Source organism: Blautia coccoides (genome assembly GCF_034355335.1).
Taxonomy (GTDB): Bacteria; Bacillota; Clostridia; order Lachnospirales; family Lachnospiraceae; genus Blautia; species Blautia producta.
The window spans coordinates 990323-1003840 of the sequence record NZ_CP136422.1; the positions used below are offsets into that span (position 1 = coordinate 990323).

Consider the following 13518-nt stretch of genomic DNA (forward strand, 5'->3'; position numbering starts at 1 on the left):
GATTATGATACCAAAAGATCCGGTGATGCTTTTGAGCTTTGCGAACATGAAACTGAGGGATTTCTATTCCTCCCTGGATGACATGTGCGAAGATTTGCAGCTTGACAGAAAAGAGCTGGAGAAAAAGCTGGGCACCATTGATTACGCCTATGATGAAAAGGCAAATCAGTTTATTTAAAATATAACAAAAGACGGACAGCGATTATATCTGTAACGATCCATCAGGTCTGCGCATTTATGGCGCTGCCCGCAGGAAAATATTCAACAGTCAGGTAAAAATCCCATCGCCGAAGGCAGTTCTGTATGGCTCTTTACCTGTAACTGTGTAGATATTGGAAAATTATTTATATTTGTTGTTTTATAAGAACAGGGAACGGCCTGTATACCATGTGATAAACTGGGTATACAGGTCTTTTTTTCGTTATAATATAGAAAACGTTGAGTGAAAATATCAGGCGCAAACTTTTCATTCACGTCTTCAGACGTATTCAGGTGTCAAATGAGTGATATTTTTAAGTCAGACCAGTTATAGAAAAGGAACAGGGAAAAGAATAAGATGGATGTATAAAAGGAACAGAAGTGAAGGAGGAAATCACATGAAGAAAAAGATCGTAGCTGCTGTACTCACAGCGGCCATGGTATTGTCACTGGCAGCCTGCGGAGGCGGAAGCGGCAGCGAAGGCAAGAAGACAGCATCCGGGGAGGACGGAAAGGAACCCTACACGGTGACCATGGTGCTGCAGGGCAGCCAGCCCGCTGATGAAGAGCGGATCGAGGAGAAGATCAATGAGATTCTGGAAAAGGAAGTTAATGCCAATCTGGATATTGTAGTGCTTCCCTGGGCCAGTGCCACACAGCAGCTCCAGCTCATGCTTGCAGGTGATGAAAAGATTGACTGTTTTTATACAAATGCCACCAATGCCATCCAGTACATGCACAGCGGACAGATCATGGACATGTCAGAGCTGGTGGATAAATACGGCAAAAATCTGAAGGATATTTACGGCGAAGAGGTGCTGAACAGCAACACAGTGGACGGTTTTATGTACGGAGTGCCAAACCAGATCGAACGAGGCAGCATCCCTGCCGTCTTCATGAGAAAAGACCTGGTGGAGAAGTACAACATAGACACATCCGCCATCAAAGAGCCAAAAGATATGGAATCTGTATTTGAGACAGTCAAGGCAGGAGAGCCGGACATGACCATGCTGTTTTCCATCAATGAGGGAGATACACCGGCCACAAGACTGTTCGGGGGCGACCCCTTGTCAGATGCCAACTACCTTGGCGTGCTCATGGATCAGGAAAATGATACCACCATTACCAACTTCTTTGCCAGCGACTGGTATAAAGAGACTACTTCCATGCTCTATGACTGGTATCAAAAGGGATATATCAGCAAGGACGCGGGAACTGACACAGAAAACTGGCGTACAGTCTGCAAGGCAGGCAATCTGTTCTCCCTGTTTTTTGCCTATCATCCGGGAACACCTGTGGAATTTAAAAGCTCAACAGGATATGACTTTGAAATCGTTCCGTTCAGGGATTATCCCATCAAAAACTGCCAGACCTACAACGGCATTATCTACTCCGTTGCACAGAATTCAGAGAACCCGGAGAAGACCATGGAAACCCTTGATTACATCTATGGCAGCCCGGAGATCATGAATCTGCTGAACTGGGGTGAAGAAGGTGTGGATTATGTCATAGAGGATGAGGAGAACGGCATCATCAACTACCCGGAGGGCATCACTGCAGACAATGTGGGATACAGCCTGAATCTGGGCTGGGAACTGCCAAATCAGTTCATCGCCCATAAATGGACTGGCTCTGACCCGCAGCTCTGGGAGAAGATGGAGGAATTCAACGATTCCGCAAAAGAGTCAAAGGCAGTTGGTTTCTGTTTTGACAACACCCAGTATGAGAGTCAGGTCGCTGCGCTTGCCAATGTTGTAAAACAGTACACCGGTTCACTGAACAGTGGTTCCGCTGACCCCGAAACGTATCTGCCGGAATTCCTGGATGCTCTGGAGGCAGCCGGTATTGATGAGATCATACAGGCAAAACAGGAGCAGTTTGACAAATGGCTGGAAGAGAATAAATAGTTACTGTTCATTATCTATCCGGTGGTGTGTGGACAGCAACAATAAATAGACCGGATCATTTTTGGCAGCAGGCTGTCGCCCTAGGAAACAGGAAAGGCTCTTAGTGCGGCAGCCTTTTTGCCCGAAAGAAACCATTCATAAGACAGAGGAGGAAGAATATGAAGAAAAAGTCCAGGCTCAGTGTCTATAAACAGCACTGGCCCTTATATCTGATGATGCTGCCGGGCCTTTTGTACCTGCTGATCAACAACTATATCCCTATGGGTGGAATCGTGATCGCCTTTAAGAAGCTGAACTTTGCAAAAGGCATATTTGCAAGCCCCTGGTGCGGTCTTGATAACTTTAAGTTTTTATTCCAGTCAAAGGATGCCTGGATCATTACCAGAAATACACTGCTTTACAATGTGGCCTTCATTGCTGTAAATATGATAGTAGGGATCGCGGTGGCTATATTGATCTGCGAGGTGCGCAGCAATAAAATGAAAAAGATATACCAGAGCGCCATTCTGCTGCCCTTCCTCATGTCCATGGTAATTCTGAGCTACATTGTTTACGCACTGCTCAGTTCCGAGAACGGCCTGATAAACAATACGATTTTAAACGCCATGGGAAGAGAGCCGGTGCAGTGGTATCAGCAGCCGAAATACTGGCCCTTTATCCTGGTATTTGCCAACTGCTGGAAAGGTGTGGGATACGGATGTCTGATCTACATTGCCTCTATTATCGGCATTGATCCTTCCTACTATGAGGCGGCCAGTCTGGACGGCGCTACAAAATGGCAGCAGATTACGAAAATCACCCTGCCAAGTCTGGTACCCACCATTATCACCCTGCTTCTGTTAAATATCGGACGTATTTTTTATTCGGATTTCGGACTGTTTTATCAGGTGCCTATGAATTCCGGAGTTCTTTTTCCAACCACCAATGTGATCGACACCTATGTGTACCGGGCACTCATTGAGCGGGGAAATATCAGTATGTCCTCCGCGGCAGGCGTGTACCAGTCCATTGTGGGATTCGCCATTGTTATGCTGAGCAACTGGGTGGTGAGAAAAGTAGATAAAGAACAGGCATTGTTTTAGGAGGAGAGGGAATGAAAAATTCAGCAAAAGAAAAACGGTATCAGTTTTTTATCAATATAATTCTGATTCTTATGACATTGATCATTGTACTGCCTTTTATACTGGTGTTCATCTCTTCCGTCACAGATGAAAACACACTGATCCGCAACGGCTACTCATTTTTTCCTGAGAAATTAAGCCTTTACGCCTACCAGTACATAATCAAACAGGGAGAAAAAATACTGCACGCATATGGAGTCACCATTTTTGTCACGATCGTGGGCACTATACTGAATATCAGCCTGTCGGCACTGATGGCTTATCCGCTGACAATAAAGACGCTTCCCCACAGAAGGGCACTGACCTTTTTCGTATTTTTTACCATGCTGTTCAACGGAGGCCTGGTTCCTACATATCTGGTGTATGTGAATTATCTGCATATCAAAAATACAATTTTTGCGCTTCTTCTGCCGAATCTGCTTTTGAGTGCCAACAATGTGCTTATGATACGCAGCTATTTTATCACAAGCATACCGGATGCTCTGTTTGAAGCAGCTAAAATAGACGGGGCAGGGCATATGAAAATATTTACCAGTGTGGTGCTGCCTCTGGGCAAGCCCATTCTTGTGACCATGGGACTGTTTTCCGGACTTGCCTATTGGAATGACTGGACCAATGGTTTATACTATTTATCAGGAAACCAGGGACAGAAGCTGTTTGGCATACAGAACCTTTTGAATCAGATGATTACGGATATTCAATATCTTGCAAGCGGAAAAGTCGTGGGAAATATTGGCGCGGAGGTTGCAAAGCTTCCCACCACCTCCATCCGAATGGCAATTGCCTTCATTGCCATGCTGCCGCTGTTTATTGTGTATCCATTCCTTCAAAAATATTTCTCGGAGGGAATCACTCTGGGGGCAGTGAAAGGATAAAAAGCATATGACGAAAGTTCCGAAATACAGAAAACAGAAAAATATGGCCCAGCAGATGAAAGCCATTCTTATCATTCTCATGGTGGTGCTGGCTGTATACGCGGGTGTCAGCGCCATGCTGCTTGGAAGGACCAGAAAGCAGGCCATACAGGAGATGGATGAAATGTCAAAGCTCTATACAGATGAGCTGGACAACCGTTTCCTGCGGATCAGCCGGAGCCTGTTTTCCAATATCATGGAAAAGAACCAGGGATATTCTGTATTGGGGGACTATATTGAGACAATGGAGCATTCGGACGATCCTGTAAAAATAAACAATGCAGTCAGCAATCTGCGGAGGATCTGCCTGCCCTATGCATGGGAATACGGCACAGAATACCACTTTTTCCTGTATCTGAAGGAAAATGATACGTTCACCATGCTCACTATGACAGGGGTGGGATATGATATTGACAACGACTTGGAGGAAGCTGTCAGGAACCAGATTGGGCTGATCACAGATACCTCCTACTCGGTCAAAAAGAAATGGAACCAAATGGACTGCGGCGAGGAAAATTATATCTGCAAAATAGCCCAGAACCAGGATACTTACATGGGCTGCTATGTAAATGTGAAAAGCATACTGGAGCCTTTCACTGACACGATCGTGGGGGACGACGGATATGTGCGTCTGGTAGACGCGGAGAACCGGGTGGCAGGCCAGATCACCAGCAAAGGCATAGAGCAGGGGACGGATCCACAGGAGGCAAACAGCGGATATTCACTTAGCAGAACGCTGAAACAGGCGCCCTTTGGCATTCAGATGAAGATATCAGGGGACAAAATAATGGGCGTCATGATGGGCAGCCTGGGATTTCTTCTGGTTCTGGCAGCAGCATTGGTCCTGGCCGGGGCGGCAATCCTTCTATACTTGAAAAAATATCTGTTGGAACCTGTAAGGCAATTTACGGATAATCTGACAAAGTATGATGACGATGACTATACCTTCCATATCACAGAGAATAATCTGATGGAGCTGGAGCAGATTGATGACAAGTTCAAGAGAATGATACATCAGATCCGGCGTCTGAAGATCACCCTTTACGAGCAGGAGTTGGAAAAGCAGAAGATAGAGATGGATTATCTGAAACTGCAGATACGCCCTCATTTTTATCTGAACTGCCTGAATTTTATCTACAGTATGATTGATTTCAAACAGTACGGCAATGCCAGGAAGATGACAAAGACCACCTCAGATTATCTGCAGTATGTCTTCCGCAGCACCAGCGGTCTGGTGCCTGTAAAGGCGGAGGCAGCGCACTGTGAGGACTATCTGAAAATACTGCTTCTGCGATATCCCGACAGCTTTGAATACTATTTTGAGATAGAGGAAGAGGTGGAGGATGGAGAGATATTTCCCTTCATGCTTCAGGTCTTTGTGGAGAATGCGGCAAAACACGCGCTGACGCTGGAGGAGAAGATACTGATCTCAGTCACAGCATTTCCGGAGGACAGGGAGGATGGGAAATACATCAATCTGTATATTTCCGACACCGGAAGGGGATTTCCAAAGTCTGTTCTGGAAAGGCTGAAGCAGGGAAAGGGAGTCAGCGAAAACGGCAGCCATGTGGGGATTGAAAACTGCCTGAAGCGTTTCCATTACTATTACGGAGAACAGGGGGAGATCAATTTTGACAACAGCCCTCTTGGAGGCGCTATTGTTGACATACATATTCCTTTCCGGGGACATGAGAAAAACGGTGACTCAGGGGTAGCAGACAAAACGGTTGGAGGTACTTATGAATCTGTTGTTGGTTGACGATGAGGAATACGTGATAGAGAGTATTAAGAAAAATGTGGACTGGGATCTGCTGGATATTGGGCAGATCTACACGGCATCCTCCATGCAGCAGGCTCAGACGGTCATGGGGCTGATGCCTATCCATGTGATCGTGAGCGATATTGTCATGCCGGAAGGCAGCGGCTTTGATTTTATGGAGTGGGTGCGCAGGGAGGCGTACGAGGTGCAGGCCGTATTCCTGACCAGCTATGCCGAATTTGACTTCGCACGCCGTGCCATTGCTCTGGACAGTGTGGATTATCTGCTGAAACCCATTGACTTTGAAAAACTTACCGCTGCCATTAAGAAAGCGTCCGACCGGGCTAAAGAAGCCCTGAATTATGAGGCTTTCCGCCAGGAGAGCAGAAATTGGGAAGAGAGCCGGGAAATCCTCCTGAATAATTTCTGGGCAGAATTGCTTGGCGGCAGGATAAAGCCGTCAGCCATAGAGGAAGAGATCAGGAAGAGACAGCTTCATTATAAACCGGAGGATAAGTTCCTTGCAGCGCTCCTGCACCTGTCCGGCCATAGGGGAAGGGAGAAAAGGCAGCACTGGGATGAGAACATTCTTCTCTTTATTATAAAAAACATTCTGGGGGAACTGGCAGGAGAATATCAGGTGGCAGTGGAAGCAGTTTCCTCCTGCCGGAAAGACAGCTATGCGGTTATATGCCGGGGCACTGCCCGGGGTTTGGAGAGACTCAGCGAAGAAGGTGTATTTTCTTCTTTCCGGGATATCCTGGGGGAGCGTATGCAGATGGATATCTGGTGCGGAGTCGGAGGCATTGCCGAGATAGACGTTCTGGAGGACTGCCTCGGGCAGCTGCAGGCCATGCGGGACAACAGCCTTACAGTATGGGATAAAGTCCTGTTTCTGTCCGATTTCCGGCAGCCATGTGTTTCCTATCAGAATAGACAGCGGGCGGTATGGGAAACCCTCCTGGGTGAACAGAAACCGGAAGCCCTCATCAGCAGTATGCGGCAGTACCTCACAGAGCTTGCAGGGCGGGAACTGATCACACGTGACATTTTGAAAAGTTTTCGTATGGATATTACCCAGATCACCTATTCCTGGCTTGCCGCCAGGGAGATCAAGGCTCATCTGCTCTTTGCCGGAAGTGAGAACGAGCAATATTACCAGGAAGCCCTGGAGAGTGTGGAGGGTGCCATACAGTTTGCCTCCCACCTGGTGACCAGGGCCGTAGAGTACACAAAATACATCAACAAAAGTGAATCTGTGGCAGACCAACTGAAGGAATACATAGACACACACTACCAGGAGGATATCAGAAGAGAGACCCTTGCTGAGCTGGTATATCTGAATGTGGACTACATGTCCAGAATCTTTAAAAAAGAGGCAGGCATATCCATCAGTGCCTATCTGATGCAGAAGCGGGTGGAGGAGGCAAAAAAGATGCTGACCCAGAGCAGTCTGCCGATCAACACGGTTTCCATCTATGTAGGATACAGCAATTTCTCCTATTTCACAAAGATGTTCCGGGAGAACACAGGCTGCTCTCCTCTGGAATACCGCAGAAAATTTAAAACAAACACATTCTAGTACTACAGCGAACAGGTGCGGAAAGGGGACGGAAAAAGCAGCGGTCTTGGGGGAGACTGGCATTGGGTTCTGCTCGAGGCTCCAGAACCTCCGAACTAACGATTAACTACGACTAAGGCGCTCACTTACGTTCTCGCCTAAGTCTGCGTAAATCGTGGATTTCGTAGAACCTTCCGCTTAGCCTCGCAGAACCCAATGCCAGTCTCCACCAAGACCGCTGCTTTTTCCTGGTTTTCGCGAACGGAAGGTGAGTGATTAACGGGGCGGCTTTCATTGCATATAGATTATCATATGGCGTTCGCTGTAGTACTAGTAAATCGTAAATTATATAACTGCATGATTCATTGAGAATGATTTTCGAGAATGCAGACACAAAATGCAGGCGCATCAGTATACACGGAGGTTTTTACACCTGTGCTGTGGGAAAATCAGGCCGGTGAACAGGCAGTGATTTAATAAACGATATACGTAACTGTTCAGTACCCTCACAGTTACGAGCAAAAATCCATGCAGAATCGCCTGCGGCGATGGCATTTTTGCCTGGCCGCTGGACGTTTTCTTACGGTCAGCGCAGTAAATGCGCAGACCTACTGAATAGTTACCGATATACGATTAAAACGGAAAGGAAAGATTATGACAAAACAACAGTTAAAAGAACTCTTAAGAGATATGTCACTGCAGGAAAAAGTCAACCAGATGCTCCAGGTGGCCGGTAATTTTTACATGGACGACACAGTCATCACAGGCCCTATGAAGGAGAGCGGCTTCACAGAGGAGAACATCTCCCAGGCCGGATCTGTTTTAGGGGTCCTTGGCGCGTCGAAGATAAAAGAGATTCAGAAGAGCTACATAGAAAAACACCCTCACAAGATTCCGCTTCTCTTCATGCTGGATATCATCAACGGTTTTCGCACTGTATTTCCCATTCCCCTAGGCCAGGGTGCCACCTTTGAGCCGGAGCTGTCCGAGAAATTAGCCGCAGCCGCAGCCAAAGAAGCGGCTGTCAGCGGCCTTCACGTGACCTTTGCCCCCATGGTGGATCTGGTTCGGGATGCCCGCTGGGGCAGAGTCATGGAATCCACCGGGGAGGATACCTATTTAAACTGTCTTTTCTCCGAGGCCATGGTCAGAGGGTTCCAGGGGGATGACCTGAAAGCGCCCTACAATATAGCAGCCTGTGTGAAGCATTTTGCAGGGTACGGCGCCCCCACGGCAGGCCGGGATTATAATACGGTAGAGCTTTCCGAACATACCCTGCGTGAATTTTATCTTCCCTCCTACAAAGCCGGCATTGACGCAGGCGCAGCCCTGGTCATGACCTCCTTCAACACCATAGACGGAGTTCCGGCAACCGGCAATAAACGGCTCATGCGCCAGATCCTGAGAGAGGAGATGGGCTTTGACGGAGTTCTCATATCCGACTGGGCAGCCATTGAGGAGATCATTTACCACGGCTACTGTGAAGACAGAAAAGAAGCTGCCGTCAGAGCTGCCGAAGCCGGCGTTGACATTGACATGATGACCGGCATCTACTCCGAGAACCTGGCATCTCTCATAGAGGAGGGAATCCTGGATGAGGAACTGGTGGACGAGGCAGTTTTCCGCATCCTGGAGCTGAAAAACAAACTGGGCCTCTTTGAAAACCCATACAAAGACGCAGACGAAACCAAGGAAAAGGAAGTCATTCTCTGCAAAGAACACAAAGCTCTTGCCAGGGAAGCTGCCTGCAAATCCTTCGTGCTCCTGAAAAATGAATCAGCCCTCCCTATAAAAAAAGGACAGCGCATCGCCTTCATCGGCCCTTATACAGACAACCGTAGTATGTCAGGCTCCTGGTCCTTCATCGGTCATACAGAAGACACCCTGACCATCCGGGAGGCAGCGCTGGAATCCTTTGACAACACAGAAGCAACATTTCATCCCGGCTGTCCAATACTCGGTAACGACATCCATCTGGAAGGCTTCACAGAGCAGACTGAGGAACCCGTTTCCTTAGAACAGCAGCACAAAATGCTCGAAGAAGCCATTGAAGCCGCAAAAAAAGCAGACCTTGTCATCATGCCCTTAGGTGAGCACTACGTCCAGTCCGGTGAAGCCACCAGCAACGCCAACATACAGATACCCGAGATCCAGCAGACCCTTTTCAACAAAATATATGAAGTAAATCAGAACATTGCAGTGGTTCTCTTCTCCGGAAGACCCCTGGATATCAGAGAACTGTCCCAAAAAGCCAAAGCCATCCTTCAGGTCTGGATGCCTGGAACCGAAGGCGCCCACGCAGTTATGGACGTTCTCACAGGCACCTGCAGTCCCAGTGGAAAACTCCCCATGAGCTTCCCCTACTGCGTAGGCCAGGTCCCTGTCCACTACAACGAATACTCCACCGGCCGTCCCTATACCGGAGCTGACAAAGACCGTTTCCGTTCCAAATACCTGGACATCCCCAACGCCCCCTTATACCCCTTCGGATACGGCCTGAGCTACACCACCTTTTCCATCTCCCCCATAGAGCTGGACAAGTCCGCAATGACCAAAACCGAAACCATCCAGGCATCCATAACCATCAAAAACGAAGGCTCCCTTCCCGGAACGGAAGTGATCCAGCTCTACATCCATGACAGAGCCGCCTCTGTTGTCCGTCCCGTCAAAGAGCTGAAACACTTCCGTAAGATCCACCTGCAGCCAGGTGAATCCCAAAAAGTAACCTTCCACATAACCGACCGGGACCTTTGCTTCCTCACTGAACACGCCCTTACAGAAAGCGAACCCGGCACCTTCGACCTCTACATAGGCACCGACAGCACCACCACCAACAAAACCCAATTCACCCTCCTGCCATGACCATAACCCATTAACCGTCGGTAATGTCCTCACAACTACAATTTATATTCTTTTATCAATTCTTATCAATTCCTCTCCCGATTTATCTCTTTTTTATCTTTACTCCCGGGAGAGGAATTTTCACCTCACACCCCTGTGGGCAGCCAAAAACCAGGGGGATCCGACGCGGCGGTGGGGAGGGGCTGTCCTTGGAGCGATGTTCAGATGAGCGTTCGGAAGATCCACCTGCCCCAGACACTTAATGAGGAGGCCATTGCCGACGAATTTAGTGACTGGGAGCAGGTTAGCTTCCGGACAGCGAAACGCTTCGTTCCAAGGACAGCCCCTCCCCACCGCCGCGTCGGATCCCCCGTCCCATTTATACCAACATATCTCTTGCCAATCCCTTCTATTGTGATAAAATAAAATCAAGTAAAAAATTGAGGAGGACCCCATAATGAAAAAAACAATTCAGGTAACAATCACAGACCCTCAGTATATCGTGGACACCAATGTCACTTTTGCCCAAGTGAGCGACTGGTTTGGGCACACCACCAAAGATCTGAAGCTGGATATCATTTTTCCCGAACAGGGAAAGAAAAAAAGTCCGTGTATCATCTGGATATGCGGCGGAGCCTGGCAGCAGATGAGCAGAAGCGCCCATCTTGCTTATCTGGCAGATTTGGCAAGACAGGGATTTGTGGTTGCCAGTGTACAGTACAGGACAAGCAATGAAGCGGTCTTTCCGGCTCAGCTCCAGGATGTAAAGGCAGCGATCCGGTATTTGAGAGCACATGCAGAGCGCTACTGCATTGACAGTGAGCATTTTGGTGTCATGGGAGAATCCGCAGGGGGACATCTCACCGCCATGGCCGCACTGACAGGGGACAGGAAAGAATTTGATACAGGTGACTATCTGGAATATTCCAGCGCTGTGCAGGCAGCCTGCCCCTGGTATCTTCCGGCAGACATCACCAGGATGCCTGTAAATGTGCAGAAAGATATGCAGTCCGCTCCCGAGTCACTTCTGATAGGCATGAACGCTGCCTGCCATGAAAAAGAAGCTCTGAAGGCGTGCCCGGTCAGCTATGTGACAGAGCAGGCACCGCCATTTTTGCTGCTGCACGGAATCTGCGACCGCACGGTACCCTTTTCCCAGAGTGAAGCCATGTATGATGCCCTTGAGGAAAAAGGGGCGGACGTACAACTCATTGGAATAGAAGGGGCAGATCACGCGGATATCCAATTCTTCCAGAGACAGATCTGGGACTTGATCACAGAGTTTTTTAAAGAAAAACTGGCCTGATTCCACCTCTGATCCTATCATCACATCTATCAGCCCTGCACCCGGTGAAAAAGCAGGGGAAGTTACAGTCACTCTGTGGGCCGTAACCAGGGGAAATAACAGTTTGGACAGGCTGAACAGTTACCAGGGGAATCCGGTGCAAAGCCCTATTCCCCGCCCCCTCTTGCACCTACCCCCTTTTCGTGATAGTATAAATAAGAAAAAAATACGGAGGCACAAGAACCCTATGAGCTCCTACGAAAGCTTTGCCCGTGTGTATGACCTCTTCATGGACAACATTCCATACGAAGAGTGGTGTGCATATCTCACCGGGCTTTTGAGAGAATATAACATAGAAGACGGACTGGTCCTGGAATTAGGCTGCGGTACAGGCAATGCCACCAGGGTCCTGTCATCCGCCGGCTATGACATGATAGCTGTTGACAATTCTCCGGATATGCTGGAGATCGCCATGGAGAAAAAAGCCGAGGATGACCAGGATATCCTCTATCTTCTGCAGGATATGCGTGATTTTGAGCTTTACGGCACTGTGCGGGCAGTTGTCTCCATCTGTGACAGCATGAACTATATCACAGAAAAAGAAGATCTTCTGGAAGTGTTCCGTCTGGTGAACAACTATCTGGATCCGGGAGGCATTTTCCTGTTTGATCTGAACACCCCCTACAAATACAGGGAGATACTGGGTGAGCAGACCATAGCGGAAGACCGGGAGGACGCCAGTTTTATCTGGGATAACTATTTTGACGAGGAGGAGAATATCAATGAATACGATCTCTCCCTTTTCATCCCGGAAGAACACAGCGGGGAGATCCTCTACCGCAAATACGAGGAGGTCCACTACCAGAAAGCCTATACCCTGGAGGAGATCAAATGCCTCATAGAAGCATCCGGCATGAAATTCCTTGCCGCTTATGATGCCTTTACCCGCAGTCCTGTAAAGACGGACAGTGAACGCATCTATGTCATTGCGCAGGAATGCGGAAAATAAGAGAGCTATAATAAAAGGAGAAAAAACATGGCAGACTATATAGTAAGAGCAACCGCGGCGGGCAGCCAGATCCGTGCCTTTGCCGCCACAACCAGAGATTTGGTGGAGCACGCCAGGGCAGCACACAACACAAGTCCGGTGGCAACCGCAGCCCTTGGCCGTCTTCTGACAGCCGGGAGTATGATGGGCGTCATGATGAAAGGCGAGAAAGATCTGCTGACCCTGCAGGTCAAAGCAGGAGGCCCTTTAGAGGGCATCACGGTGACAGCAGATTCCAAAGGAAACGTGAAGGGCTATGTTGGCAATCCCAATGTCATTCTTCACGCAAATGACAAGGGAAAGCTTGACGTGGCCGGGGCCGTAGGCGTTGGCTTCATGAACGTGATCAAAGATATGGGGCTGAAAGAGCCGTATGTGGGACAGACGGTGCTGCAGACCAGTGAAATTGCCGAAGATCTGACCTACTATTTTGCCACCAGTGAACAGGTTCCCTCCTCTGTCGGCCTTGGTGTTCTGATGGAAAAAGATAATACGGTGAAACAGGCCGGTGGTTTTATCATCCAGCTCATGCCTTTTACGGAAGAAAAGGTGATCAGTCAGTTGGAAGAAAATCTGAAAAATGTCACTTCTGTCACCACAATGCTGGAGGAAGGCCATACACCCGAATCTCTGCTGGAGACACTGCTGAAAGGCTTTGATATTGAGATCAATGAGACCATCCCCACACAGTTTTACTGCAACTGTGACAAAGACAGGGTGGAAAAAGCGCTGATCAGTGTAGGAAGAAAAGAGCTGCAGGAAATGATAGACGAAGGAAAAGAGATAGAGCTGAACTGTCATTTCTGCAACAGAAATTATATATTCTCTGTGGAAGAACTGAAAAGTATATTAAAACGCTGCAAAAGAGGGTAGAGAAAGGTCAG

10 protein-coding genes are annotated in these 13518 nt (G+C 48.3%); all 10 read left to right on the forward strand.

All coding sequences use genetic code 11. The features are described from left to right. Positions 1–4: 4 nt before the first annotated feature. The 10 genes from BLCOC_RS04305 (at position 5) to hslO (ending at position 13507) form a co-directional block, all read left to right on the forward strand. Complete coding sequence (locus BLCOC_RS04305) at positions 5–178, forward strand: DUF4250 domain-containing protein (protein WP_018597759.1); 174 nt, start codon at positions 5–7, stop codon at positions 176–178. Between the two features lie 418 nt (positions 179–596). After that, the gene (locus tag BLCOC_RS04310) at positions 597–2105 is read left to right on the forward strand and encodes an ABC transporter substrate-binding protein (RefSeq protein WP_115624518.1); all 1509 of its coding nucleotides are present in this window, start codon (positions 597–599) and stop codon (positions 2103–2105) included. 158 nt (positions 2106–2263) lie between these two features. Next, on the forward strand, positions 2264–3187 hold the full coding sequence (locus BLCOC_RS04315) for an ABC transporter permease (RefSeq protein WP_018597761.1): 924 nt from the start codon (positions 2264–2266) through the stop codon (positions 3185–3187). 11 nt (positions 3188–3198) lie between these two features. After that, complete coding sequence (locus BLCOC_RS04320) at positions 3199–4101, forward strand: carbohydrate ABC transporter permease (RefSeq protein WP_115624519.1); 903 nt, start codon at positions 3199–3201, stop codon at positions 4099–4101. Between the two features lie 7 nt (positions 4102–4108). After that, a complete protein-coding gene (locus BLCOC_RS04325) occupies positions 4109–5899 on the forward strand; it encodes a sensor histidine kinase (RefSeq protein ID WP_115624520.1) in 1791 nt (596 codons plus the stop codon). Further along, positions 5880–7481, forward strand: coding sequence for a response regulator transcription factor (locus tag BLCOC_RS04330; protein WP_115624521.1), 1602 nt, complete (start codon positions 5880–5882; stop codon positions 7479–7481). Before BLCOC_RS04325 ends, BLCOC_RS04330 begins: the two co-directional genes overlap by 20 nt. 633 nt (positions 7482–8114) lie before the next feature. Then, positions 8115–10322 carry a beta-glucosidase BglX gene (bglX, locus tag BLCOC_RS04335; protein WP_115624522.1) on the forward strand — a complete coding sequence of 736 codons (2208 nt, stop codon included), beginning with the start codon at positions 8115–8117 and terminating at the stop codon, positions 10320–10322. Between the two features lie 436 nt (positions 10323–10758). Further along, positions 10759–11607, forward strand: a complete 849-nt coding sequence (locus BLCOC_RS04340) for an alpha/beta hydrolase (protein ID WP_115624523.1) — start codon at positions 10759–10761, stop codon at positions 11605–11607. Positions 11608–11833: 226 nt separating this feature from the next. Further along, entirely contained in the window at positions 11834–12595 is a 762-nt protein-coding gene (locus BLCOC_RS04345; protein ID WP_115624524.1) for a class I SAM-dependent DNA methyltransferase, read from the forward strand. A 27-nt stretch (positions 12596–12622) separates the two neighbouring features. Next, complete coding sequence (gene hslO / locus BLCOC_RS04350; RefSeq protein ID WP_029470479.1) at positions 12623–13507, forward strand: Hsp33 family molecular chaperone HslO; 885 nt, start codon at positions 12623–12625, stop codon at positions 13505–13507. Positions 13508–13518 lie beyond the last annotated feature (11 nt).

Bases quoted from the DNA above. Each gene is read 5' to 3' on its own strand.
- BLCOC_RS04330 (WP_115624521.1), top strand. From the start codon at position 5,880: ATGAATCTGTTGTTGGTTGACGATGAGGAATACGTGATAGAGAGTATT.
- BLCOC_RS04340 (WP_115624523.1), top strand. From the start codon at position 10,759: ATGAAAAAAACAATTCAGGTAACAATCACAGACCCTCAGTATATCGTG.
- BLCOC_RS04305 (WP_018597759.1), top strand. From the start codon at position 5: ATGATACCAAAAGATCCGGTGATGCTTTTGAGCTTTGCGAACATGAAA.
- bglX (WP_115624522.1), top strand. From the start codon at position 8,115: ATGACAAAACAACAGTTAAAAGAACTCTTAAGAGATATGTCACTGCAG.
- BLCOC_RS04320 (WP_115624519.1), top strand. From the start codon at position 3,199: ATGAAAAATTCAGCAAAAGAAAAACGGTATCAGTTTTTTATCAATATA.
- BLCOC_RS04315 (WP_018597761.1), top strand. From the start codon at position 2,264: ATGAAGAAAAAGTCCAGGCTCAGTGTCTATAAACAGCACTGGCCCTTA.
- BLCOC_RS04310 (WP_115624518.1), top strand. From the start codon at position 597: ATGAAGAAAAAGATCGTAGCTGCTGTACTCACAGCGGCCATGGTATTG.
- BLCOC_RS04345 (WP_115624524.1), top strand. From the start codon at position 11,834: ATGAGCTCCTACGAAAGCTTTGCCCGTGTGTATGACCTCTTCATGGAC.
- hslO (WP_029470479.1), top strand. From the start codon at position 12,623: ATGGCAGACTATATAGTAAGAGCAACCGCGGCGGGCAGCCAGATCCGT.
- BLCOC_RS04325 (WP_115624520.1), top strand. From the start codon at position 4,109: ATGACGAAAGTTCCGAAATACAGAAAACAGAAAAATATGGCCCAGCAG.